Here is a 23,754-nt window from a genome sequence, read left to right on the forward strand (position 1 = left end):
CCATTGCCTCAGGAGCTCACTTTCTGCATGACCGAGCATTACTTTAACGCACTAGAGCAGAAGATCGATCAGATGCTGCAGCGTTGCGACCAACTGGAACAGGAAAATCGCCAGCTACGCGAGCGCGAACAGCAGCTCAGAGAGGAGCGTGCCCAGTTACTGCAACTGAATGAGCAGACCCAGAGCAAAATTAAGGCGATGATCATGCGGCTGAAAGCGCTGGAGCAAAACAAATGAGTACACAGGATTCCCAGCCCGTTTCCATCAAGCTGCTGGACAAAGAGTTCAACTTTAACTGCCCCGCCGATGCGGAGGCGGAACTGCTGGCCTCGGCAGACTTTCTCAATGAAAAAATGATCGAGATCCGTAAAAACGGCAAGGTCCTCGGGCTGGAACGGATTGCGATCATGGCCGCGCTGAACCTTGCCCATGAACTGCTGCAGTCAAAACAGGTTCTGAACAGTGACGTGGAAGCCCGCCTGAGACATCTGGGGAGTAAAATTGATCTCGCACTGCAGCAATCCAGTGCCGACTCAGAACTGACTGAAAACGACTAAGCCCGGCTGATTGAATTCTTTTCATAAACCCAAAAATCGCTTAAAAAACAAACAAATACAGCCACGCTTAGCATAATTGAATTTAATTTCAAGACCTGACACTTAAAGCAGAAAAGGTATAATGGGCCCATGCCCTGGGGTGTTCGACCGTTGGTTACGTCCCTCGAGCCGATAATCACACTTCTGGAGGTTGCTCGTAGTTTCTGGTGTGCATGTCCGATTAAACGGAAAGCCTAACGTTACTCAGTAACCCCCTCCTTGAACCTTCGGGTTCAGGGCCATTTCCGACACCGGCACCCTGGGGATCCCTTCTGATACGATATGGATAAACGTAAACAACTGCGTCAGCAGATTCGCCGCCTCCGGCGCGCGCTTACTCCTCTGCAACAACAACAGGCCGCTACCCGCCTACTGCGTAACATGCGCTGTCGTGCCGATTTTCGCCGCGCCCGCAGTGTGGCACTGTATCTGCCGAATGATGGCGAAATTAACCCCGAACCGCTGATCCGCCTGTGCTGGAAACTGGGTAAACAGGTCTATCTGCCGGTGTTGCACCCGATACTGCATAATCGCCTGTGGTTTCTGCCTTACACACCCAAAACCCGGATGGTTCGCAATATTTACCGAATCAAAGAACCTGAACTGATTCCTGATCAGCGCCGCGCCGCCTGGTCTCTGGATCTGGTACTGCTGCCGCTTGTGGCATTTGATGCCGAGGGCAATCGGATGGGCATGGGCGGAGGCTATTACGACCGGACGTTCAGCTTTAAAAACAGAAAAAATGGGATGAGAGGGCCGGACCTGATCGGGCTGGCCCATGAAGTTCAGCGGGTCGATCAGTTGCCGATTGAAAGCTGGGATATCTCACTCAGTGCAATCGTGACCGACGCTAAAAGCTATCCCTGAAGGGATAGCTTTTGAAGTGTCTGGTATCAGCTATTGAAAACTTGCTCAAACAAAGACGCAAACTGGAAATCAGCATGGGTAACGCCGGTCATCAATGAGCCCAGCACAAACACCACTACCAATACCATTACCAGATCGGGACCTTTTTTCATTTACGTTGCCTTTTAAAGTTTAGTCCACACTAAACAAACGCCCGTTTATCAATGACTGGCGCGTAGTTTTCCATATTTCAGTTTTTTTGCAAGGGGTTTTCCCCAACTTACAGAGAAAATATCGGCCAGTTACGTCTATATTTTAATCAAAAAATGCAAAAAGTCCTAATTACCCCCTGATTTAAATCAGGTTTTGCAGATAATTAATCGCCGTCAGCATAATGGGGATGGTGATCATCGACAACAACGTCTGTCCGGTGACAATCGCAGCCATCATCGGTGCATCACCACCCAGTTGCCGGGCAAGAATGTAAGAGGAGGTCGCCGTAGGCAAAGCCGCGTAGAGCAATACCACCGCCGTCGTTGCAGCATCCAGTGCCAGCCAGTGGCAGATCAGCATCGCCAGCAATGGCATCAGCAACAGTTTGATCAGCGAAGACCAGCCCAGCGAGCGACCGCTGGTCATCAGTACCCTGAAACTCAATCCGGCGCCTACCGAGAGCAGGCCCAGAGGCAGAGCCATCCGGGACAGCAGCTCGGCAACCGGAGCCAGCAGATCAGGGAATCCCAGCCCTGTCTGATTCAACGTCAGCCCACAGAGGCTACTGATAATCAGCGGATTCTTCACAATGGCCAGAAAAACCGAGCGCAAACCGCCACTTCTATGAGTAAACACCGAGAACACAAGTACACACAACAGATTCAGCAACGGAATCATCAAGGCCATGATCACCGCACCAATGGCTACACCGGTTGCACCATAGAGCGTCGCTGAGGCGGCCAGCCCGACATACACATTGAAGCGCACCGCCCCTTGATAGATCGAGGTAAAGCCTGCCGCATCCGCCAGCGTAAAAGGCCTGATCAGGAAGCAGAGCAGACTGCCACCGAGCACCAGTAAGAGGATCGCCAGCCCCATTGTATCCAGCTCCACCGCAGACATATCAGTGGTCGCCAGACGGGAGATCAGCAACAACGGGAAAAGAATAAAATAGGTCGCCTTTTCCGCCTGAGCCCAGAAGTCTTCACCGGGAAACCGGGTACGCCGGGCCAGATAGCCCAACAGGATCAAAGCAAATACTGGCCAGAGAGCGCTGATAATTTCATTCATATTGTTTTATAGTGATCTGATATAAAGTGACAACTGAGGTGAGACTGTCATCTGCTACCCGTCAGGGATTCCGGCTTTAGAACCAGCGCGCAGGCCAGCCGGATTTCCGATTGTTTAAGGGTTCAGATATTCAGCCACCTTGCACAATGAAGCAATAATGGAGCTTATGTATGATGACATCTCTTGTCCTGACCGTCATCGGTCCTGATAAACCTGGCCTGGTTGAAGTGCTGGCAGAAACCATTACCGGTAAAGGTGGTAACTGGCTGGAATCGGGCATGTCCCGACTGGCGGGAAAGTTTGCCGGTATCCTGATCGTCGAAGTGGCTGAAGAAGACGCCACCGCTCTGATCAATGCGCTGACAAATCTGGAGGGTCAGGGCCTGAAAGTAACCGCAGAGCGTTCCGACACCCCGGAACTCAGCGGCAGCACTCAGGCATTCACCCTGGAACTGGTCGGCCACGATAAGCCGGGGATCGTTCGCGATATCTCCAGCGCGCTGGCCAAACGCCATATCAACGTAGAGCGTCTGAGCACCGAACTGGTCTCCGGCTCCATGTCGGCAGAACTGCTGTTTAAGGCCGAAGCTGAACTGCTGGCCAGCAGCGATCTGGATCTGGATGAGCTGCAGGAAGCGCTGGAAGCGATTGCCAGCGACCTGATGGTGGATATCAGCCTCAACTCCTGAGCAGATCAGGCATAAAAAAACGCGCCTTACAGCGCGTTTTTTTGTGGCCGGGCCCTGCTCAGCCGCGCTGATCCAGACGCGCCTGACCACGCTTCACCGCAGCGCGCACCTGATCCGGCGCAGTACCGCCAATATGATCACGGGCAGCAACAGAACCTTCCAGCGTCAGCACCTCAAACACATCTTCACTGATCGTATCGGAGAACTGAGTCAGCTCCTCAAGGCTCATCTCGCCCAGATCCTTACCCTGCTCAATACCGTAGGCGACTGACTTACCTACCACTTCATGCGCATCACGGAATGGCATACCTTTACGTACCAGATAGTCCGCCAGATCGGTTGCCGTAGAGAAACCGCGCAGAGCCGCTTCACGCATACTCTCTTTATTAGATTCCAGTGCCGGAACCATGTCTGCAAAGGCGCGCAGACAACCTTTTACGGTATCAATCGCATCAAACAGCGGCTCTTTATCTTCCTGGTTATCTTTGTTGTAGGCCAGCGGCTGAGATTTCATCAGAGTCAGCAGGCTCATCAGGTGGCCATAAACACGACCAGACTTACCACGCACCAGCTCCGGCACATCCGGGTTTTTCTTCTGCGGCATGATAGAGGAACCGGTGCAGAAGCGATCCGGCAGGTTGATAAAGTTAAACTGGGCAGAAGTCCACAGCACCAGCTCTTCTGACATACGGGTCAGGTGCATCAGCAGAATACTGGAAGCGGCACAAAACTCGATTGCGAAGTCACGGTCAGACACCGCATCCAGCGAGTTCTCAGCAGGCGCATTAAATTCCAGCAGTTCACAGGTGTAATCACGCTGAATCGGGTAGGTGGTGCCCGCCAGCGCCGCAGCACCCAGTGGCATAATATTGGCGCGCTCACGGCAGTCTTCGAAACGGCCAAAATCGCGGCTCAGCATCTCAAACCACGCCATCAGATGATGACCAAACGTCACCGGCTGTGCTGTCTGCAGGTGCGTAAAGCCCGGCATAATGGTATCGGCTTCACGTTCAGCCAGACCCAGCAGGCCCTGCTGCAGTCGGGTCACTTCCGCCAGCACCAGATCGATCTCATCACGCAGGTAGAGGCGAATATCAGTAGCAACCTGATCATTACGGGAACGGCCAGTGTGCAGCTTCTTACCGGTGATACCAATCTTTTTGGTCAGCGCTGCTTCAATGTTCATATGCACATCTTCGAGCTCAACCGACCACTCAAATTCACCACGCTCGATCTCAACCCGGATCTCACCAAGACCACGGATAATATCGTCACGTTCCTGTTCATTCAGGACACCGGCACGGGTCAGCATTTTCGCATGAGCAATCGAACCACGGATATCCTGCAGGTACATACGCTGGTCAAACTCTACAGAAGCGGTAAAGCGGGCTACAAATGCATCGGTGGGTTCATTGAAACGACCACCCCACTGCTGGTTGGTTTTATCACTCATGGGAAAACCTCTAAGAACTCGGTGACTGTTCAGCCAAAGCCGGCTGATCGAATAATTTTGCGCGACATTATATCACGGCCTTTGATCTATGGTGCCTATATAGTGGCCAGCAATCTGCTACAATCGGCGGCAACTCGTTTTAATGCCCTTTTTGAGACCACTTTTATGAGCCGAATCATCCGTATTGCCACCCGTAAAAGTCCCCTCGCCCTCTGGCAGGCCGAATATGTTAAAGCCGAGCTGGAGCGCCACCATGCAGGTATTCAGGTTGAGCTGCTGGGGATGACCTCCAAAGGCGACAAAATTCTGGATGCGCCCCTGGCGAAAGTCGGCGGTAAAGGCCTGTTCGTTAAAGAACTGGAAGAAGCGATGCTGGCCGGCGAAGCGGATATTGCTGTGCACTCAATGAAAGACGTACCAATGGAGTTCCCGGAAGGACTCGGCCTGGCCGTAATCTGCCCGCGCGAGCAGCCTACCGATGCGTTTGTATCCAACACCTATAACAGCATCGAAGAACTGCCCGAAGGCAGTGTCGTAGGAACCTCCTCCCTGCGCCGTGAAGCTCAGCTACGCGAACGCCGCCCGGACCTTAAGATCAAATGGCTGCGCGGTAATGTTCAGACTCGCCTGCGCAAGCTGGATGAGGGCGAATATGACGCCATCATTCTGGCCACCGCCGGTCTTCTGCGTCTGGAGATGAAACAGCGCATCCGTCAGGAAATTCCGGCAGAGCAGTCCCTGCCTGCTGGCGGTCAGGGCGCTGTAGGCATCGAATGCCGCACCGATGATCAGGAACTGATTGACCTGCTGAAGCCACTGCATCATCAGGAAACCGCCTGGCGCGTAGTGGCCGAACGCGCCATGAACCGCCGCCTTGAAGGCGGCTGTCAGGTACCCATCGCCTGTTACGCCACACTCAATGAAGATCACAGCGAAATCTACCTTCGTGGTCTGGTCGCACGACCGGATGGCAGCCTGATTCTGCGCGATGAAGAGCGCGGCAGCCCGGCTGAAGCCGAACAGATCGGCATTCGTCTGGCTGATCGCCTGCTGGCCGCTGGCGCCAAAGCGATTCTCGATCAGGTTTACAGCGACAGCAATGGCTGATCAGCTCGCCAACCTCCGGGTGCTGGTTACCCGTCCTGCACATCAGGCTGCAGCCCTGCTGCAGCAACTGCAGGCCTTGGGTGCCAGCCCGGTCCCCTGCCCACTGCTGGAGATCTGTCCGGTCAGCGAAGCCGACCCGGATTACCACCCGCTGAAACAGCAGATTATGGATCTGGATCTCTATCAGCATGTGATCTTTATCAGCCCGAATGCCGCGCGCATCGGCTGCGACTGGATCGACCAGTACTGGCCCCAGCTCCCGGTGGGTATCCAGTGGCTGGCCATCGGCCGGCAGAGCGCAGAGCAACTGCTTAACTATGGTATAGCTGCTTACCACAGCCCGCTGGGTTACGATTCAGAAGCCCTCCTTGCGTCACCCGCTTTACAGCAGGTCGCCGGAGAGAGGATACTGATCATGCGCGGACAGGGTGGCCGCGAGAAACTGGCATCGACCCTGCGTGCACGTGGCGCGGAGGTTAGCTATGCTGAACTGTACCGCCGCCAGTGCCCGGACTACAGCGCTGCAGAACTTAAACAATGCCTGTTCAGCCAGCCGCTGGATGTGATTCTGATCAGCAGTGGCGAAGGGTTAAGTAACCTGCTCCGAATCACCGCGACAACCCCTGAGTTAAGCAGAGATTCACTATTTAATTGCCATCTTGTTGTCCCCAGCGAACGTGTGCAACAGGATGCTAAAGAAGCCGGATTCAAACGGGTAACCACAGCATCAGGCCCTGATGACGCGTCCATGATCAGCGCCCTGATGCCCTAAACTGACTTTTGTGGAAATCGACGATGAGCAAGAAAGATAACAAGCCACAGGAAGAGCAAGTAGCGGACGAACAGACGCCAGCCACTCAGGAAACTGAGGGCAAAGAATCGGCGCCCGAAGCCACTACCGAAGAGGCCACCGCCCCGGAAAAGGACACTGCTGCCAGCGACGACTCCGCAACTGAGCAAGCCCCGCCAGTACTCGAAAACACCGTACAGCCACAACCTGCTGCGCAGAAATCTCCGGCCACCTGGCCCGGCAAACTGGCGCTGCCTCTTTCCCTGATCGCACTGGGTGCGGCCGGGTACCTGTACTGGCAATCACTGCAACAGAACAGCATCCAGACTCAGCAGAACAGCGCATTGCAGAGTGAAGTCAGCAGCTCCCTGAATCAGGCGCGCCAGTCCCTGGATAAGACCGTTGCCGATATGAACCAGAAACTGGGCCAACTACAGGCTCAGAGTCAGGCCGATAAGAACAATATTGATGAACTTCAGGATCGGCTGACCCGCAGCATTCAGCAGGTCACTGCAAAACAGCAGACCAACCGCAAAGACTGGCTGCTGGCCGAAGTAGAATACCTGCTGCGTCTGGCTAACCAGCGGGTTCTGATGGAGCAGACCGCCGACGGTGCAATCAAACTGCTGCGTTCCGCGGACAAAATCCTCAAAGAAACCGACGATGTCACCATCTATGAGGTACGTAAGGCACTGGCGGCGGATATCGCAGCGCTGGAAGCCGTACCAACGCTGGATACCGAGGGCGTCTTCCTGACACTGGGTGCCCTCAACAATCAGGTACCAAATCTGCGTATGACGCCGGTATCTGAACAGCGCAAACTGCCGGAACTGCTGGAAGAGGTCACGCCGGAAGTGGTCTCCGAATCCTGGAGCGCCGGGCTGAAAGAGTCCTGGGGCAAAGCGATAGATAAACTGGATCAACTGGTGGTTATACAGCACCGGGATGAACCGGTAGAGCCGCTGCTGTCACCGCAGCAGACCTACTATCTGCAACAGAACCTGCATCTGATGCTGGAACAGGCGCAACTGGCACTGCTGCAACGTAAACAGGCGTCCTATGATGCCAGCCTGAGTAAGGCGCACGACTGGATCGCTACCTACTTTGAACAGAAAGACGGTACTACTCAGAGCCTGTTGCGCGGCATCAGTGAGCTGCAGGACGTGCAGGTCAGCGCAGAACTGCCCGACATCTCCGGCTCGCTGCGCAGCCTGAAGAGCTATCTGGCACAGATGGCAAAACTTAAGGAACAAGGAGCATCCTGATGAAAAAGCTGTTCCTGTTACTCCTCGTTATTCTGGCAGCCGGTGCTTTTATCGGCGAGTTGATGGTCAAGGATCCGGGATATGTGCTGATCGCTTATAACCAGACCACCATCGAAACCAGCCTCTGGGTGCTTCTGGTGGCGCTGATCCTTGGCTTCGCCCTGCTTCACGGCATCCTCAGCCTGATCAGCCGGACTCAGCTACCGACCGCACGCCTGCAAGCCTGGAAAGAGCACCGCAACCAGCGCATCAGCCGACGCAAGACACTGAAAGGTCTGACCTCCCTTTCGGAAGGCAACTGGGCGCAGGCGCAGAAACAACTGGCGCAGGCGGCTGAACGTTCGGACCTGCCACTGGTTAACTATCTGGCTGCAGCCCGTGCCGCCCATGAGCAGAATAACGAAAAAGCCACCGATGAACTGCTGCAGAAAGCCCGCAACAGTACGCCGGAAGCAGAACTGACCGTGGCTATCTCTCAGGCGGAGATCCAGCTCTCACGCGGCCAACTGGAACCCTGTCTGGCAACCCTGCTGCGCCTGCGCAGTATGGCCCCGAAAAACACCTATGTAATGAAATTGCTGAAGGACGTATACCTGCGTCTGAACGACTGGTCAGCGCTGGCTAAACTGATTCCGGTGATGCGCAAACATCAGGCGCTGAAAGAGGACGGTCTGGCTGAGCTGAGCCGCCAGTGCAACAGCCAGTTGCTGCAGGAAAGCATCGATAAACTGCCGGTAGAAACCAGTGCAGAAGATCGTCACAAGGCACTGGGCAGAGCCTGGCACAACCTGCCGGGCGATCCGGGCAGTGACCCTGAACTGGTCCAGCGCTATACCGAACTGCTGGTCTCGCTGGGCGCTGATGATCGTGCCGAGCAACACCTGCGTGATCTGATCAAGCGCAACTGGGATGAGCAACTGGTTAACCTGTACGGCAGGGTCAACGCTGAAAATGCGAAGAAACAGTTAGACACCGCACGTAGCTGGGCCAAATCTCACAGCGAAAGTCCGGCACTGCTGCTGACGCTGGGACGGCTATCTATGCGCAATCAGCACTGGGGGCAGGCGGTTAAGTACTTTGAACAGAGTCTGGAGCTGGAACCGCGCTCTGAAACACTGGCTGAGCTGGCTCGCCTGCTACGCCATCTGGGCGACCAGGATCGCGCTCAGGCTCTGCTGCAACAGAACCTGAATCTGGTTGCCTCCGGGCTGCCAGAGCTGCCGATGCCGGAGGCCGTGGCAGAGAAAACCCCAGCCTGAGCGTAACACCCGACAGAGCTCCCCCGGAGCTCTGTCGCCCTTTTCAGATATTCACCTCGCTGAGCGCTTCCATCGCCTGATCACTCCAGTGCAGGCTGTGCCGGTAGGCCACTTCAAAGAACGCCTTGTCTAACCCGGCCTGTTCTACCGTTTCCCAGTCAGCCTGCTCATAGGCGGTCACCCATCGCAACAACTCTCCGAGAAAACCACTCTGATCCGCAACAGCCGCCTTAATTTCCTCCGTCAGCGGCAACTGACGCAGAATCTCTTCTATCTGAACATCCAGAAGCAGGTCGAGCTGTGACACCATGCCCGTCATAAATGCACTGTCAGCCAAGTCACTTTCTGAGGATTCAGCCAGCAACTCACACATCCGGCCACGAATCAGAATATTCCGGATCACCGCTTCCGGTTTATCGGTGTTGGCACTGAGGGTTATCAGCGTCGCCCACTTTTTGATCTGATCATGCCCCAGATAAACCACCGCCTGCTGCATGGAGTCGATCGGCTGGCTCAGTTGATAAGCGGCCGAATTCACCACCCGCAGCATTTTGAAACTCAGCTTCGGGTCCATCACGATAAATTCCTGAATCTCGGCCGGGGTAATATCCGGCCGCTGCAACTGCTGCAGCAACTGGATCAGCGCTGCGCTGTTGCCGGGCACCTGCTTCCCCAGCACTTTGACCGGGCGGCTGATAAAGCGGCCCTGAAATAATCGGAAACCCGCCTGCTGACAAAACTTCAGGGTTTCAAAATCATCCACATTCTGCGCCAGCGGAATAAGCTTATTGCGTTTCAGGTATTCCACCAGACGCAGGATTTTACTCCGATGCATCAGGCTGAAATCCACCTTTACAATATGCACCAGCTTCAGCAGTGGCTTAAGTTCCGGCTGTAACGAAAACTGATCCAGCGCCAGACGGTAACCCTGCTTACGCAACATCAGCAGATGCTTGAGCAGCGGCTTATTCACCTCAATACCCGGATGGAGTTCGACCACCACCTGCTTATGTGGCAGCGCAAGCGGTTGCGGACTTTGCAGAATGGAATCGGGAAACGGCAAAAACACCGGGGCTTTATGTAACTGACCATCCTGAAACAGGCTGGTAAAGGTATGCATCACCAGCATCGATCCTTCTGTTTCTACATCTGAGAAGGAATCTTCCAGCAGGTCGGAGTAGTGATAACGTAACTGATAGGCGACAATCTTCAGATCCCGATCAAAGATCGGCTGCCTGACCATCAGAAGTTCGTTACCGCCCTGCGCCATCAACATAAGCCTCAGTAAACCATGAGTTATGGCCACAGCTTAATGTGAATCAGAGCGTTTCGCCAACAGCTCTCGGGAAGGAAAAGGTACCGCAGCAGGTGAACCACTGCAGTACCGCAGGATCAGGACTTGTTGCGGGGTGCGTAGGCAAAAACGTCGGAGTGCATTGCAGACTCCTGAAAACCACGCTCTTCACAGGCATCGAGCAGTGCGTAGACCATTGCCGGTGAGCCACTGGTAAAGATTTCCACGCCGTCAAAATCAGTAAAATCTTCAAGAATCGCCGCAGGCAGAAGACCGGTGCGCCCCTGCCAGCCCGGGCTGTTTTCCGGCTCACTGACCACCGGCACGAAATGCACGCTCGGATGTTCCGCCGCCCACTGCAATGGCAGTTCTTCGAGATAGATATCTGCCTCGACCCGGGCACCCCAGTAGATATAGATAGGATTAGCGTACTGGTTCGCCAGCAGGTGTTCGACCACACTCTTAACCTGTGCAAATCCGGTACTGGCAGCCGCCATCACCAGACGGGTATCGGCAGAGAGCGTCTGCGCCCGCAGGTAGCAGTCTCCTTTCGGCAGTTCGACCTCAACGCCGCTCTCATTTTGCAGGTGCCGGAGAATTGCATTCGACATCTCACTCTCAGGCATATGACGTATATGCAGTTCCAGATCACGTCCGGAATCCGGTGCAGAAGCAATGGAAAAAGAAGCCTTACGCCCGTCAGGCAGGCAGATATCCAGATACTGGCCCGCATAATACTCTGCCGACAGGGAAGCGGTCGCCGGCATCAGCAGACGAATACGGTACACATCATGATTCAGCTGTTCGATCGCTGTAATGGAACAAAGCAGTTTTTTCACCAATAACTCTCCGGGACGTCGAAGCCCCTCTATCTTCACCCTAATATCGCTCAGCGGTCGGCAGGTACAGGCCAGCACCATTTCCGGAGGCTGCGCCCGATCTGCGTCGAGCTGCAGGTGTTTTTCCGGATAGTGCTGCCGGATCTCACCCTGCAGCAACTGAACTTCACAAATTTCACACACGCCATTACGGCAACTGACCCGCATCCGGTAACCGTTGCGCCGCAGACTCTGCAGCAGGGTTTCGCCGGGATCAGCTTCCAGGCTCAGGCCCAGATTTTCGATCTCAATCCGCGGCATGCTTAATCCAGAATGCCGAGTTCATCCCAGATATCATCAACCCGTTGCCGGACATCCGCATCCATCACAATCGGAACGCCCCACTCACGGTCAGTTTCACCCTCCCACTTGTTGGTCGCATCCATCCCCATTTTCGATCCGAGGCCCGACACCGGCGAGGCAAAATCCAGATAATCGATCGGCGTATTGTCGATCATCACCGTATCCCGCTGCGGATCCATCCGTGTGGTGATCGCCCAGATCACATCATTCCAGTCCCGGGCATTCACATCATCATCACAGACAATAACAAACTTGGTGTACATAAACTGACGCAGGAACGACCAGACACCGAGCATAATGCGCTTAGCATGGCCCGGGTACTGTTTCTTCATGGTCACTACCGCCATACGGTAGGAGCAACCCTCCGGCGGCAGATAAAAATCGACAATTTCGGGAAACTGTTTCTGCAGGATAGGCACAAACACTTCGTTCAGCGCCACACCGAGAACCGCCGGTTCATCGGGCGGGCGTCCGGTATACGTGCTGTGGTAGATCGGATTGCTGCGATGGGTAATCCGCTCAACGGTAAATACCGGAAAGCGATCCACCTCGTTGTAGTAACCGGTATGATCACCAAACGGCCCCTCGTCAGCCATCTCATCAGGATCAATATAACCTTCGAGGATAAACTCCGCGCTGGCCGGTACCTGAAGATCACTGCCAATACAGCGGGTCACCTCGGTTTTACCACCGCGTAATAAACCTGCAAAAGCATACTCCGAAAGCGTATCCGGCACTGGGGTGACCGCGCCAAGAATCGTCGCAGGGTCTGCACCCAGCGCAACCGCTACCGGGAATTTTTCCCCGGGGTGCTGTTCTTTCCATTCTCGGAAATCCAGCGCGCCACCACGATGCGCCAGCCAACGCATAATCAGCTTATTGCGTCCGATTAACTGCTGACGGTAGATCCCCAGGTTCTGTCGCTCTTTGTTCGGTCCACGGGTAATCACCAGCGGCCAGGTCACCAGCGGGCCCGCATCACCGGGCCAGCAGGTCTGAATCGGCAGTTTATACAGATCAACCTGATCCCCTTCGAGCACATGTTTCTGACAGGCCGCGCCTTTCACGACCTTCGGCCCCATATTCAGCACCTGCTTGAAGATCGGCAGTTTCTCCCAGGCGTCTTTCATGCCCTTTGGCGGCTCAGGTTCCTTCAGTTGCGACAGCAACTTACCCACATCCCGCAGGGCTTCAACCGAGTCCTCGCCCATCCCCATTGCTACGCGTTCCGGGGTACCGAACAGATTCGCCAGTACCGGAAAATCGTACCCCTTCGGGTTCTCAAACAGCAATGCCGGGCCACCGGCTTTCAGGGTGCGGTCACTGATTTCGGTCATTTCGAGATTGGGGTCAATCTCCTGTTTGATCCGTTTCAGTTCCCCCCGCGCTTCCAGCATCTGGATAAAGTCGCGGAGGTCTTTGTATTTTGGTGTCGCCATGATTCCAACCCAGCAAAAATAAAAAAGGGCAAGCAGATGCTCACCCTTTCATACGCAAACAGGTTTACTTCCGTTTCATCGACAGGAAGAATTCGTCGTTGGTTTTGAAGTCTTTCAGTTTGTCGATCACGAATTCAGTCGCGGCCGTATCTTCCATCGGATCCAGCAGCTTGCGCAGAATCCACATCCGCTGCAACTCTTCCTCGGTGGTCAGCAGATCTTCACGACGGGTGCCGGAACGACGAATATTGATCGCCGGGAACACGCGCTTCTCTGCCACTTTACGGTCCAGATGAACCTCAGAGTTACCTGTACCTTTGAATTCCTCGAAGATAACCTCATCCATCTTGGAACCGGTATCTACCAGAGCCGTCGCGATAATGGTCAGGCTGCCGCCCTCTTCAATGTTACGTGCAGCACCGAAGAAACGCTTAGGACGTTCCAGCGCGTGCGCATCGACACCACCGGTCAGTACCTTACCGGAAGAAGGAATAACGGTGTTGTAAGCACGGGCCAGACGGGTGATGGAGTCGAGCAGGATCACCACATCTTTTTTGTGTTCGGTCAGGCGCTTGGCTTTTTCCAGCACCATCTCAGCAACCTGTACGTGACGTGCCGGCGGCTCATCGAAGGTAGATGCCACCACTTCACCGCGCACGGTACGCTGCATCTCGGTCACTTCCTCAGGGCGCTCATCAATCAGCAGAACGATCAGGTAAGTTTCCGGGTTGTTGCGGGTGATGCTGTTCGCAATGTTCTGCAGCATCAGGGTCTTACCGGCTTTAGGCGGCGATACGATCAGCGCGCGCTGACCTTTACCCATCGGACAGACCAGATCGATCACCCGCGCCGTCAGGTCTTCGGTACTACCGTTACCCAGCTCCATGCGCAGACGATCCTGAGCAAACAGGGGCGTCAGGTTTTCAAACAGAATTTTGTTCTTGGCATTGTCCGGCTTGTCGTAGTTAATCTCGTTAACTTTCAACAGGGCGAAGTAACGCTCTCCATCTTTTGGCGGTCGAATCTTACCTGAGATGGTGTCACCGGTGCGCAGGTTAAAACGGCGGATCTGGCTGGGCGATACATAGATGTCATCCGGGCCGGCCAGATAGGAGGAGTCTGCTGAACGCAGGAAGCCAAAGCCATCCTGCAGGATTTCCAGAACACCGTTACCGTAAATATCTTCACCACTTTTAGCGTGGCGCTTAAGGATCGCAAAGATTACATCCTGTTTACGGGAACGAGCCAGGTTGTCCATTCCCATGCCTTTGGCAATCTCAAGCAGCTCGGGAACACTTTTAGTTTTTAATTCGGTAAGATTCATAGTTTGGAGAAAATAAGCGCAAGGCTGATTTTTACAATTTGGATGGAGTTTAGGGAGATAGTCGAACGTTGGCCTTACAGCTCACGCGCTAAATATCAAACAGAAGGAAACGGTTTTAGCGGGAGGGCCAAACAGGCATCACTATAAAAGCTCTCTGGATGCCTGTCTATAGCCCTACCGCAAGAAAGTGCAATGTTTTGTCAACATTACACCTTTTGCTACAAGATCTTACAGATTAGCTTCGATAAACGCAGCCAACTGTGATTTGGAGAGCGCACCAACTTTGGTCGCTTCCACGTTGCCGCCTTTGAACAGCATCAGGGTAGGAATACCGCGAATACCGAACTTCGGTGGTGTTTCGCTGTTTTCGTCGATGTTCAGCTTACAAATTTTAAGCTGGTTGCCGTACTCTTTTGCGATCTCTTCCAGTACAGGAGCGATCATCTTACAAGGACCACACCATTCGGCCCAGTAATCAACCAGCACCGCACCTTCAGCTTTGAGAACCTCTTCCTCAAAGGAAGCATCTGTAACATTTACAATGTTTTCACTCATGGGAACTCTTCTCCGCTGCGCCCATTATTAATCGTCAGACCGCCGATAATACCATCCATAAGCGCGCTTGTGTAACTCAACAGCGGCCAATTTCCGACTAAATCAGTCAATTATTTAGCTATAAGCTTACACTTCGCAGTCACCGACCCGGGTCAATCTGATGCTATATATAAGTATAAAAGCGACTGCAGCCACCGGGTTCTTTTGGTAATCTAGCCTCCGCTTTCATCAGTCACAGGGTTTATCAAATGACAGATCCATCTGTTACCGCAGAGAACAGTGCTGACCAGTTGCTGGCTGCGATTGATCTGGGCTCCAACAGCTTCCATATGGTTGTCGCTCAGCTCAGTCAGGGCGAGCTGCGTACCGTTGACGTCATGTCAGACAAGGTTCAGTTAGCTGCCGGTATCAACGCCAAACGCTACCTGACTGATGAGGCGAAACAGCGCGGACTGGAATGCCTGAGCCGATTTGCCCAGCGGGTTAAAGATCTGCCCCGGGATTCGGTCCGGGTCGTCGGCACCAACGCGCTGCGCGAGGCACGAAACAGCCGTGAATTTATTGAAGAAGCCGAAGCCATTCTCGACACATCGCTCGAGATCATCGCCGGACGCGAGGAAGCCCGTCTGATCTACCTTGGCGTCTCGCATACGCTGGCGGACGATCAGGGCTCGCGGCTGGTCATCGATATCGGCGGCGGCAGTACCGAGTTTATTATTGGCGAGCGTTTTGAGCCGCAACTGACCGAAAGCCTGCATATGGGCTGTGTCAGCTACAGCCAACTGTTTTTCCCCGACGGCTGCATCAGCCACAAACAGTTCCACAGAGCTCAGACCGCTGCACTGCAGGAGCTGCAGAGCATCAGAAGCCAGTACCTGAACGCTGGCTGGCAGAGTTCGGTAGGCTCCTCAGGCACTATCAAGGCGGTACAGAATGCCTGCGCTGCACTCGGCTACAGCCATGACAGCATCACCCGGGATGCCCTGCATCAGTTGCGCGACACCCTCCTCAGTTTTGAACACTGTGACGAGATCGAGATCGATGGTCTGAAGCCGGAACGCAAGCAGGTATTTCCCGCCGGGGTCGCGATTCTCTGCGCTGCCTTCGAGGCGCTGCAGATTAAGGAGATGACCTTCTCGGAAGGCGCGCTGCGTGAAGGCGTGCTTTACGATATGGCAGGCCGGTTGCGCCATGAAGATGTCCGCGACCGCTCCATCAGCGCCATGATGCAACGCTACCATGTTGATCAGGAACAGGCTGAACGGGTTGAGCAGACCGCCCTGCTGGCCTGGGCTCAGCTCAAAGAGAGCTGGCAACTGTCACGTAAACATTACGATATGCTCTGCTGGGCAGCCCGGACCCATGAAATCGGCCTGACCATCGCCCACAGCCAGTTCCACAAACACAGCGCTTACCTCCTGACTCACGCTGACCTGCCGGGCTTCACCACCCGGGAGCAGTTGCAACTGGCAACACTGGTACGCGGGCACCGCCGCAAGTTCCCGAAAGAGGAGTTTAAAGCACTCCCGAAACTGCAGCAGGAGGGGTATCGCCGTCTCTGCATATTGCTTCGTCTGGCCGTTGTCCTGCATCGCAGCCGCAGCAAGGACCGCTTACCTGCCATCACCTTCCGCGCTGAAAATAAGAAGCTCTATCTGGAGTTTCCTGAGGGCTGGCTTGAGCACCATCCACTCACCCAGGCGGATCTGGAGCAGGAAGCCGAATACCTGAACAGCGCAGATCTGAAACTTAAATTCAGCTGATACCCCCGCGCTTCCCCGCACAGGCAGCACTAAGCCGTCCCGGCGCTGCCTCTCGCCCTCACCAAAAAGTCTTAACAAATTAATTGGTTAGCTATTCTTTTACCTGGAATTAATCTGTTAAGCTGCTAAGAAAGCAAATGTCATGGATGAAATTTATAAACGGCAGGGATTAAAGCAGCCAACCTGAAAGATAAGAGCCTAGAGTAGCTATGCCGCGACAATGCCGAATTCTCTGTTGCCTGAGTCTCGTACTTTTTTTTCTGCTGCCCACACGGGCCATCGCAGAAGAGAATCTCGATTATATCCGCGTCAGTGAGTTTATTCAGACTCACCCTGAACAACAGGCCCTGATGGATTCGTTTGCCGCCCGTGTCCGTGAGCCGGCGCAAAGCGCCAGCCTTGCAGGCATCGCCTCAGCCCGTATCGCGATCATCTATCCGGGTGAGCAAAGTTCCGATTACTGGCGACGCAGCATACAGGCATTTACCACCCGACTGCAGAAACTGAATATCCGTTTCGAGCTGAAAACTTTCCTCTCACGCCCCTCGGTCGATAAACAACTGCAGGCCGAACAACTGGTGGAAGCGCTGGAGTGGCAACCGGATTATCTGATTTTCAGCGCTGATGCTCTGCACCATCGCAACGCCATCCAGCGACTGCTGCTGCGCGGCAAACCCAAAGTAATTCTGCAGAATATCACCACCCCCATCAAAAGCTGGCAGCAATACCCCCCTCTCCTCTACTCAGGGTTTGATCACGAACTGGGCACTCAACTGCTGGCCCGGGAGGTACTGGATAAGGCGGATGGCGAATTTGCTCTGCTCTATTTCGCCCCGGGGTATATATCCCGAATGCGCGGCGATACTTTTGTCCGGGCCGCCAGTCAGAATCCTGAACTGACCCAGGTCGCCAGTTTTTATACCGACGGTAACCGTGGCAAGGCCCGCGAAGCGACCGAAAAAATTATGCAGCGCAATCCACAGGTCCGGCTCATCTTCTCCTGCGCCACCGATATCTCTCTGGGTATCCTCGATGCTCTGGAAAAACTGGGTAAGCAAGAGCAGGTGATCGTGAATGGCTGGGGTGGCGGACAATCGGAACTGGAAGCGCTGAAACAGAAAAAACTCGACCTGACCGTGATGCGCATCAATGATGATGCAAGCATCGCCATGGCCGAAGCGATCCGGCTCGACCTTGAGGGTAACACTGAGCAGATCCCGCAAGTATACTCAGGTGATATTGTTTTATTGACACAATCGACCAGCGAAGCAGAGATTGAGGCCTACACTAAACAGGCGTTTCGCTACAGCGACCTTTAACCCGAATCTGTCCAGGGAGCCCGGGAGATCAATTACGGCATGCGACAACTATCCTTTGCATCGGTTATTTTAACCGTCGTCCTGACCGCGCTGATCAGCGCATCGGGCGCGCTGCTGTTTCTCGCGTACCAGGGCTCCCAAAAGGCACTGCAGGCCGAAATCAAACTGATCCATGAGCGCGATGCCCACCTCTTGCAACGCATGGCAGATGAGTATCAATCGGGGATCGGACGGCTGACCGCTGAAATCGCCACCCGAAATGATATCCGCTCCAGCCTGCTTGCCGGCGATATGCTGACCATCGACATGGTGCTCACCGAAAACCTGCACAGCGCCTCCGGTCAGCAGATGGACGCCATGGTTATCGCTTCTGATGATGATCAGAAGGTAGTGGTGAACAACTCCTCTCTGCTGGGGCTGGACCTGCCTCTGCAGGATTACACCAGCCCGGGTTTCAGTGGCCGCAACTGGGATACGCTGGCCCTGCGGCATAAAGGCACAACCTACCACTTCATCCGTTTTCAGGCGCCGGTCATCAGCCCCCGCCTGGGTGAGGTGATCGGTTCGATCTACACCTTTGTCCTGCTCAACGACAATTTCTGGCTGCTTTCAGAATCCCTCAGCATCAGTGGCGCCAGTGCGGCTGCACTGATGACTTCGGAGCAGTTACTCGGCATTGTCGAGTCTGACGAACTGTCCCGGGAGGCGTTACTCAGCCCGCTACGGGAGCAACCGATAGAGACCCTGCCACGGGGCACCAAACAGGCTCATCATCTGCGGCTCGGCAATAAGCAGTTTGATCTGCGTTTATATAAGGCAGATCATTCGCTTGAGACGCTCTCCCGAACCTACAATCATAACCTCTGGGCCGGCGCGGTCATGGTGATTGCCATTGCCATGCTTGTGATGCTGCTTCTTCGCAGCATGACCAACCGTTCGCTGGTGCGCCTGACCCGTTATGCCGAACTGGCGCCAAAAGAGGCCAGTACGCCGGCCTTTCCAACCGATCGTTTTACCGAATTTAATCAGCTTGGCAAACAGATTGAGGCCATGCTGAAAGATATTCGCGCCCAGGAAAACCAACTGGATGCGATCTTCCACCACACCCCCAGCGCCATGTTCCTGAAATCACTGGATCTGCGCTACCTGACCGTTAACCATCAGTTTGAAGAGATTTTCGGCCAGCAGGGAATCAGTGCAATCGGTCAGGATGACTATCATGTATTCCCGACCGATGAGGCCAATCTGGTAAGGGAGTCCGATCGCAAGATCCTCTCCACCCAGCAGACTCAGCAGAATGAGTACAAGTTAACCACGCGCCAGGGCCAGCGCCACTTCCTGAGTACCAAATTCCCCCTGATTGACGATCAGGGCATGATCTATGGCATCGGTGGTATCACCACCGACATCACTGACAAAGTGGCTGCAGAGCAGGAAGCCCAGATCACGCAGATGGTATTCGAGGCCGCGGCTGAGGCGATACTGATCATCAACCCGCAAGGGCCGGTCATCACCAACTCCTCATTCAGTCGGATTACCGGACTGGAAGAGAGCAAAGCCGAAGGCTTTGTCATCGCTATGTTCCGTGATCACCCTGAGATTGAGATGGCCCTTCACGAGAGTGGCCGCTGGCAGGGAGAAAGCATCCGCCGCCGTGCCGATGGCGAGCCCCTCCCGGTCTGGATATCAATCAGTTCGGTCGATAGCAGTGACCAGCATACCCGCTACGTAGCCGTGTTCTCCGATATTTCAGAGCTGAAGGCCGCAGAGCGCAAACTGGAGAAGCTGGCTCACTACGACACCCTGACCAACCTTCCCAACCGCACCCTGTTCTATGACCGAATCGAGTCCTCGCTGGCGCGCTCAATCCGCAATGGTAAAAAGACCGCCCTGCTGTTTCTCAATCTGGACCGGTTCAAACATGTTAATGACAACTACGGGCATCAGGCCGGGGATCAGATGCTGATCGAGTCAGCACAACGGATCAGCCAGCATATACGTCCCGGGGATACGGTTTCCCGACTTGGCGGTGACGAATTTACCGTGATCCTCTCCGATCTGGACAGCACCGACGGCGTACAGGATATCGCCCGCCGCATTCAGCAGAGCCTGAAACTACCCTATCGCCTGCATGGTCGGGATTTGTTTACCTCGGCCAGTATCGGCATTGCGGTGTTCCCGGATGATGGCAAAAGCACCCAGACGCTGTTGAAGCACGCCAACACCGCCATGTTCCATGTGAAGGAGCAGGGGCGCAATGACATCATGTTCTTCGACAAAGAACTGAATGCTCAGGCAGAAGCCCGGATCCAACTGGAAAGCAGCCTGCGCAAGGCGATCAACAGCGATGCGTTGTTCCCGGTATTCCAGCCCCGCTTTCATATCAGCGGCCAGCAGGTGCTCTCTGCTGAAGCCCTGATCCGCTGGCAGCACCCGAGCCGCGGTATGATTCCTCCATCGGAGTTTATCCCGCTGGCAGAGTCTTCCGGACTGATCGTTGAACTCGGCCGGATGATGCTTGAAAAAGCCTGTGCGGCAGCGCAACGCTGGAACCAGCTAAGTAAAAAGCCCGTCTCGGTGTCGGTCAATCTCTCCGCGCGACAACTGCACGACCCGGGCCTGCTGGATGATATTCGCATCGCGCTGGAACAGAGCGGTCTGGATCCTGCCCTGCTCGAACTGGAGATCACCGAAACCATGGTCATTCAGGATATGGATATGGTGATCAACCGCCTCGACTCCATCCGTCAGCTCGGCGTAAACCTCTCTGTGGATGATTTCGGAACCGGTTACTCCTCCCTGATCTACCTGAAACGACTCCCGGTCAGCACCGTTAAAATCGACAAATCCTTTATCGACGACGTGCCCGGTACCGATGACGGTGAGAACCTGATTAAAGCCGTCATTTCCATGTCCCACTCCCTGAACCTTAAAGTGGTCGCCGAAGGGGTTGAACACACCGACCAACTGACCTTCCTGCGGCAGCACCAGTGTGATGAGGTACAGGGCTTCCTGCTGGCAAAACCGGACAGCGCCGAAAGGCTGGAAGCCCTGCTCAGTGAGATGCCCTGAGGGGCTCATCTGCTGAGAGTCAGGCACAAAAAAGCCAGCTCAATGCTGGCTTTCAGTGGAAGCGTCATATCACTCAGAAGCGATAAGAAAGACCTGCGGTGAAGGTATCCACATCCAGATCTTCGCCTTCGAAATCCAGGAAGTAACGGTTGTACTGCAGTTTAGCAGACAGGTTTTCATTGAAGTTATACTCCACACCCAGACCCAGATAAGGATCGGTGCCATCCGCTGCTTCACCGGAGAACGAACCTGTGTAAGCCACACCATCAATAGTCGCAGTACCGGCCAGTGTGAGATCAGATTCCCAGTTCAGCAAACCTGCACGGCCAAACAACGTAAAGGCGTCATTCAGCGCATAATTACCACGCAACCCCAGGAAGAACCCGGTTGCATCCAGATCCAGAGAGCCATCCAGCGTTACGCTGCTTCCACCTACAGTGCCACTGACCGGTGCGTTGGTGCTGAAGGAGGCTTCCCCCAGATCCAGATATCCCAGTTCTACAGCCAGGTACTCGTTGTACTGGAAACCCACACCCAACGAGAATGCAGAATCCGTATCATCAGTATTGATACCCGCCGCAGAAACACCGGTGTCGAAATCGGAACGGCCATAATCACCAAAGACATAATAACCATCAGCCTGTGCTAGAGAAGAAACAGCCAGCGCCAGACCGGCAGAGGAAGCCAGAAGTAGTTTTTTCATCAAACAAAATCCTTGTTGTATATAGAAAAATCACATGAAGAGGAAAACCTGTGATCCGGTGTGGATTCTACGGCGCGGAGCAGCCGGGAGTGAATAGGAAAAATTCCTAAAATCAGCCAGTTAAGCCTAAATACGAAGAGCTGAAGCTACGCTTATTCGAGGCACAAAAAAACCGCGTTATAAAACGCGGTTTTTTTAGTTCACAAAGAGGTGATTACAGCTTAGGACCGGCTGCAACAATCTCTTCAGACACGCCTTCAAACTTTTTGAAGTTCTCAACAAACTGACCGATCAGGTCTTTCGCGGTTGCGTCGTAACCGGCTTTGTCTGCCCAGGTATCACGTGGATTCAGCAGTGCAGAATCAACACCCGGTACCGCAGTTGGTACTTCCAGGTTCAGACCTTCCAGCTTCACGGTCTCCGCATCGTTCAGGGAACCGTTCTGGATTGCAGAGATGATGCCACGGGTCGTCGGGATGCTGAAACGCTCACCTGTACCGTAAGAACCACCCGTCCAGCCAGTGTTAACCAGATAAACCTTAGAACCGAACTCTTCGATACGCTTCATCAGCAGCTCAGCGTAAACGTGTGCCGGACGCGGGAAGAACGGCGCACCGAAGCAGGTAGAGAAGGTAGACTTGATACCGCCACCGGAACCCATTTCAGTAGAACCTACCAGCGCAGTGTAACCAGACAGGAAGTGGTACGCAGCGGCTTCTTTGCTCATGACAGAAACCGGCGGCAGTACACCCGTCAGGTCGCAGGTCAGGAATACAATCGCGTTTGGCTCGTCACCCATGTTGGTTTCGGAGCGCTTCTCAACGTGCTGCAGCGGGTAAGCACAACGACCGTTCTCTGTCAGAGAAGTATCGTCGTAATCCGCCGTACGCTGTTCGTTCAGAGTCACGTTCTCAACGATCGCGCCAAAACGGATCGCATCCCAGATGATCGGCTCATTCTTCTTGCTCAGGTTGATGGTCTTAGCATAGCAACCACCTTCCAGATTGAAGACAACACCTTTACCCCAACCGTGCTCGTCGTCACCAATCAGGTAACGCTCAGGGTCAGCAGACAGGGTCGTTTTACCGGTACCAGAAAGGCCGAAGAACAGCGTAGTGCTGCCATCTTCACCGATGTTAGCCGAGCAGTGCATCGGCAGTACATCTTTCTCAGGCAGCAGGAAGTTCTGCACAGAGAACATCGCTTTTTTCATCTCACCGGCATAGCGCATACCAGCCAGCAGTACTTTGCGCTTGGCAAAGTTGATGATCACGCAGCCATCGCTGTTAGTGCCATCACGTTCCGGATCACATTCAAAACCCGCAACGTTCAGAATCTGCCACTCTTCCTTCGCTTTCGGGTTGTACTCCGCAGGACGGATGAACAGGTTCTGACCAAACAGATTCTGCCACGCAGTCTGCGTTGTCATACGAACAGCTAGGTAGTGGTTAGGATCGGAGCCAACGTGTACGTTGGACACGAAGTGCTCTTTATCCGCCAGGAACTCCTCTACACGAGTCCACAGCGCATCAAACTTGTCAGCATCGAACGGGCGGTTGATCGAACCCCAATCGATGGAATCAGACGTACTTGGCTCTTCAACAATGAAACGGTCCATTGGTGAACGGCCGGTACGTTTACCTGTTGTCACGACCAGGGCACCCGTGTCGGCGAGCGTACCTTCACCATTTGCGATGGCTTTTTCTACCAGTTCAGCAGGGCTCAGGTTTTGGTGTGCAATATTAACAGAATCTTTGGTCATTACTGGGTTCCCTTGGCATAGGCGCCAATAACGTTACCTAATAAGGCGTAAGG

General features: G+C 54.2%; 21 protein-coding genes and 1 other RNA gene. 12 read left to right on the forward strand and 10 right to left on the reverse strand.

The window, feature by feature from the left end; all coding sequences use genetic code 11:
* Positions 1 to 27: 27 nt before the first annotated feature.
* From QUD59_RS06880 to QUD59_RS06895, 4 genes are all read left to right on the forward strand, one after another.
* Positions 28 to 237 (forward strand): TIGR02449 family protein, encoded by a 210-nt coding sequence (locus QUD59_RS06880; RefSeq protein ID WP_286240418.1) that lies wholly within the window; start codon positions 28 to 30, stop codon positions 235 to 237.
* On the forward strand, positions 234 to 557 hold the full coding sequence (locus QUD59_RS06885; RefSeq protein WP_286240419.1) for a cell division protein ZapA: 324 nt from the start codon (positions 234 to 236) through the stop codon (positions 555 to 557). Before QUD59_RS06880 ends, QUD59_RS06885 begins: the two co-directional genes overlap by 4 nt.
* A gap of 128 nt (positions 558 to 685) precedes the next feature.
* Positions 686 to 866: non-coding RNA, 6S RNA (gene ssrS, locus QUD59_RS06890), on the forward strand.
* Positions 867 to 878: 12 nt separating this feature from the next.
* Positions 879 to 1,463, forward strand: coding sequence for a 5-formyltetrahydrofolate cyclo-ligase (locus QUD59_RS06895; protein ID WP_286240420.1), 585 nt, complete (start codon positions 879 to 881; stop codon positions 1,461 to 1,463).
* A 26-nt stretch (positions 1,464 to 1,489) separates the two neighbouring features.
* Here the strand turns inward: QUD59_RS06895 and QUD59_RS06900 are convergent, their stop codons facing one another.
* Both QUD59_RS06900 and QUD59_RS06905 read right to left on the reverse strand, forming a co-directional pair.
* Entirely contained in the window at positions 1,490 to 1,615 is a 126-nt protein-coding gene (locus tag QUD59_RS06900; RefSeq protein WP_286240423.1) for a hypothetical protein, read from the reverse strand.
* Positions 1,616 to 1,796: 181 nt separating this feature from the next.
* Positions 1,797 to 2,726, reverse strand: coding sequence for an AEC family transporter (locus tag QUD59_RS06905; protein ID WP_286240426.1), 930 nt, complete (start codon positions 2,724 to 2,726; stop codon positions 1,797 to 1,799).
* A gap of 170 nt (positions 2,727 to 2,896) precedes the next feature.
* Here QUD59_RS06905 and QUD59_RS06910 point away from each other — a divergent pair, with 170 nt between their 5' ends.
* On the forward strand, positions 2,897 to 3,415 hold the full coding sequence (locus tag QUD59_RS06910) for a glycine cleavage system transcriptional repressor (RefSeq protein WP_286240427.1): 519 nt from the start codon (positions 2,897 to 2,899) through the stop codon (positions 3,413 to 3,415).
* Positions 3,416 to 3,473: 58 nt separating this feature from the next.
* On the opposite strand, the gene argH is transcribed toward QUD59_RS06910, so the two are convergent.
* Positions 3,474 to 4,868 (reverse strand): argininosuccinate lyase, encoded by a 1,395-nt coding sequence (gene argH / locus QUD59_RS06915; protein ID WP_286240428.1) that lies wholly within the window; start codon positions 4,866 to 4,868, stop codon positions 3,474 to 3,476.
* Positions 4,869 to 5,033: 165 nt separating this feature from the next.
* Between argH and hemC the strand changes: the two genes are divergently transcribed.
* Genes hemC through QUD59_RS06935 form a run of 4 tightly spaced genes read left to right on the forward strand, consistent with a single transcriptional unit; the run spans position 5,034 to position 9,289 of the window.
* Complete coding sequence (hemC, locus tag QUD59_RS06920; RefSeq protein WP_286240429.1) at positions 5,034 to 5,975, forward strand: hydroxymethylbilane synthase; 942 nt, start codon at positions 5,034 to 5,036, stop codon at positions 5,973 to 5,975.
* A complete protein-coding gene (locus tag QUD59_RS06925) occupies positions 5,968 to 6,747 on the forward strand; it encodes a uroporphyrinogen-III synthase (RefSeq protein WP_286240431.1) in 780 nt (259 codons plus the stop codon). Before hemC ends, QUD59_RS06925 begins: the two co-directional genes overlap by 8 nt.
* Positions 6,748 to 6,770: 23 nt before the next feature.
* Entirely contained in the window at positions 6,771 to 8,030 is a 1,260-nt protein-coding gene (locus QUD59_RS06930) for a uroporphyrinogen-III C-methyltransferase (protein WP_286240433.1), read from the forward strand.
* Complete coding sequence (locus QUD59_RS06935) at positions 8,030 to 9,289, forward strand: heme biosynthesis HemY N-terminal domain-containing protein (RefSeq protein WP_286240434.1); 1,260 nt, start codon at positions 8,030 to 8,032, stop codon at positions 9,287 to 9,289. Before QUD59_RS06930 ends, QUD59_RS06935 begins: the two co-directional genes overlap by 1 nt.
* 43 nt (positions 9,290 to 9,332) lie before the next feature.
* Here the strand turns inward: QUD59_RS06935 and QUD59_RS06940 are convergent, their stop codons facing one another.
* The 5 genes from QUD59_RS06940 to trxA all read right to left on the reverse strand — a co-directional run bounded on the left by QUD59_RS06940 (position 9,333) and on the right by trxA (position 15,082).
* Positions 9,333 to 10,565, reverse strand: a complete 1,233-nt coding sequence (locus QUD59_RS06940; protein WP_286240435.1) for an EAL and HDOD domain-containing protein — start codon at positions 10,563 to 10,565, stop codon at positions 9,333 to 9,335.
* Between the two features lie 116 nt (positions 10,566 to 10,681).
* Positions 10,682 to 11,722, reverse strand: a complete 1,041-nt coding sequence (locus QUD59_RS06945) for a 2Fe-2S iron-sulfur cluster-binding protein (protein ID WP_286240436.1) — start codon at positions 11,720 to 11,722, stop codon at positions 10,682 to 10,684.
* A 2-nt stretch (positions 11,723 to 11,724) separates the two neighbouring features.
* A complete protein-coding gene (gene ubiD / locus QUD59_RS06950) occupies positions 11,725 to 13,203 on the reverse strand; it encodes a 4-hydroxy-3-polyprenylbenzoate decarboxylase (protein WP_286240437.1) in 1,479 nt (492 codons plus the stop codon).
* A gap of 64 nt (positions 13,204 to 13,267) precedes the next feature.
* Positions 13,268 to 14,527, reverse strand: coding sequence for a transcription termination factor Rho (gene rho, locus QUD59_RS06955; protein WP_286240439.1), 1,260 nt, complete (start codon positions 14,525 to 14,527; stop codon positions 13,268 to 13,270).
* Positions 14,528 to 14,755: 228 nt separating this feature from the next.
* Positions 14,756 to 15,082, reverse strand: coding sequence for a thioredoxin TrxA (gene trxA / locus QUD59_RS06960; RefSeq protein WP_286240440.1), 327 nt, complete (start codon positions 15,080 to 15,082; stop codon positions 14,756 to 14,758).
* A 248-nt stretch (positions 15,083 to 15,330) separates the two neighbouring features.
* Between trxA and ppx the strand changes: the two genes are divergently transcribed.
* The 3 genes from ppx (at position 15,331) to QUD59_RS06975 (ending at position 21,236) form a co-directional block, all read left to right on the forward strand.
* The gene (ppx, locus tag QUD59_RS06965; protein WP_286240442.1) at positions 15,331 to 16,845 is read left to right on the forward strand and encodes an exopolyphosphatase; all 1,515 of its coding nucleotides are present in this window, start codon (positions 15,331 to 15,333) and stop codon (positions 16,843 to 16,845) included.
* A gap of 209 nt (positions 16,846 to 17,054) precedes the next feature.
* A complete protein-coding gene (locus QUD59_RS06970) occupies positions 17,055 to 18,164 on the forward strand; it encodes a substrate-binding domain-containing protein (RefSeq protein WP_286240444.1) in 1,110 nt (369 codons plus the stop codon).
* A gap of 39 nt (positions 18,165 to 18,203) precedes the next feature.
* A complete protein-coding gene (locus QUD59_RS06975) occupies positions 18,204 to 21,236 on the forward strand; it encodes an EAL domain-containing protein (protein ID WP_286240446.1) in 3,033 nt (1,010 codons plus the stop codon).
* A 73-nt stretch (positions 21,237 to 21,309) separates the two neighbouring features.
* Here the strand turns inward: QUD59_RS06975 and QUD59_RS06980 are convergent, their stop codons facing one another.
* On the reverse strand, positions 21,310 to 21,939 hold the full coding sequence (locus QUD59_RS06980; protein ID WP_286240447.1) for an outer membrane beta-barrel protein: 630 nt from the start codon (positions 21,937 to 21,939) through the stop codon (positions 21,310 to 21,312).
* 214 nt (positions 21,940 to 22,153) lie between these two features.
* On the reverse strand, positions 22,154 to 23,701 hold the full coding sequence (locus QUD59_RS06985) for a phosphoenolpyruvate carboxykinase (RefSeq protein WP_286240449.1): 1,548 nt from the start codon (positions 23,699 to 23,701) through the stop codon (positions 22,154 to 22,156).
* Positions 23,702 to 23,754: the final 53 nt, after the last annotated feature.

Origin of the sequence: Neptuniibacter halophilus (assembly GCF_030295765.1) — a bacterium.
Taxonomy (GTDB): domain Bacteria; phylum Pseudomonadota; class Gammaproteobacteria; order Pseudomonadales; family Balneatricaceae; genus Neptuniibacter; species Neptuniibacter halophilus.

What these genes read in the sequence shown, in the direction of transcription:
- QUD59_RS06880 (WP_286240418.1), top strand. Translation starts at nt 28, where the DNA reads ATGACCGAGCATTACTTTAACGCACTAGAGCAGAAGATCGATCAGATG.
- QUD59_RS06885 (WP_286240419.1), top strand. Translation starts at nt 234, where the DNA reads ATGAGTACACAGGATTCCCAGCCCGTTTCCATCAAGCTGCTGGACAAA.
- QUD59_RS06895 (WP_286240420.1), top strand. Translation starts at nt 879, where the DNA reads ATGGATAAACGTAAACAACTGCGTCAGCAGATTCGCCGCCTCCGGCGC.
- QUD59_RS06900 (WP_286240423.1), bottom strand. Translation starts at nt 1,615, where the DNA reads ATGAAAAAAGGTCCCGATCTGGTAATGGTATTGGTAGTGGTGTTTGTG.
- QUD59_RS06905 (WP_286240426.1), bottom strand. Translation starts at nt 2,726, where the DNA reads ATGAATGAAATTATCAGCGCTCTCTGGCCAGTATTTGCTTTGATCCTG.
- QUD59_RS06910 (WP_286240427.1), top strand. Translation starts at nt 2,897, where the DNA reads ATGATGACATCTCTTGTCCTGACCGTCATCGGTCCTGATAAACCTGGC.
- argH (WP_286240428.1), bottom strand. Translation starts at nt 4,868, where the DNA reads ATGAGTGATAAAACCAACCAGCAGTGGGGTGGTCGTTTCAATGAACCC.
- hemC (WP_286240429.1), top strand. Translation starts at nt 5,034, where the DNA reads ATGAGCCGAATCATCCGTATTGCCACCCGTAAAAGTCCCCTCGCCCTC.
- QUD59_RS06925 (WP_286240431.1), top strand. Translation starts at nt 5,968, where the DNA reads ATGGCTGATCAGCTCGCCAACCTCCGGGTGCTGGTTACCCGTCCTGCA.
- QUD59_RS06930 (WP_286240433.1), top strand. Translation starts at nt 6,771, where the DNA reads ATGAGCAAGAAAGATAACAAGCCACAGGAAGAGCAAGTAGCGGACGAA.
- QUD59_RS06935 (WP_286240434.1), top strand. Translation starts at nt 8,030, where the DNA reads ATGAAAAAGCTGTTCCTGTTACTCCTCGTTATTCTGGCAGCCGGTGCT.
- QUD59_RS06940 (WP_286240435.1), bottom strand. Translation starts at nt 10,565, where the DNA reads ATGTTGATGGCGCAGGGCGGTAACGAACTTCTGATGGTCAGGCAGCCG.
- QUD59_RS06945 (WP_286240436.1), bottom strand. Translation starts at nt 11,722, where the DNA reads ATGCCGCGGATTGAGATCGAAAATCTGGGCCTGAGCCTGGAAGCTGAT.
- ubiD (WP_286240437.1), bottom strand. Translation starts at nt 13,203, where the DNA reads ATGGCGACACCAAAATACAAAGACCTCCGCGACTTTATCCAGATGCTG.
- rho (WP_286240439.1), bottom strand. Translation starts at nt 14,527, where the DNA reads ATGAATCTTACCGAATTAAAAACTAAAAGTGTTCCCGAGCTGCTTGAG.
- trxA (WP_286240440.1), bottom strand. Translation starts at nt 15,082, where the DNA reads ATGAGTGAAAACATTGTAAATGTTACAGATGCTTCCTTTGAGGAAGAG.
- ppx (WP_286240442.1), top strand. Translation starts at nt 15,331, where the DNA reads ATGACAGATCCATCTGTTACCGCAGAGAACAGTGCTGACCAGTTGCTG.
- QUD59_RS06970 (WP_286240444.1), top strand. Translation starts at nt 17,055, where the DNA reads ATGCCGCGACAATGCCGAATTCTCTGTTGCCTGAGTCTCGTACTTTTT.
- QUD59_RS06975 (WP_286240446.1), top strand. Translation starts at nt 18,204, where the DNA reads ATGCGACAACTATCCTTTGCATCGGTTATTTTAACCGTCGTCCTGACC.
- QUD59_RS06980 (WP_286240447.1), bottom strand. Translation starts at nt 21,939, where the DNA reads ATGAAAAAACTACTTCTGGCTTCCTCTGCCGGTCTGGCGCTGGCTGTT.
- QUD59_RS06985 (WP_286240449.1), bottom strand. Translation starts at nt 23,701, where the DNA reads ATGACCAAAGATTCTGTTAATATTGCACACCAAAACCTGAGCCCTGCT.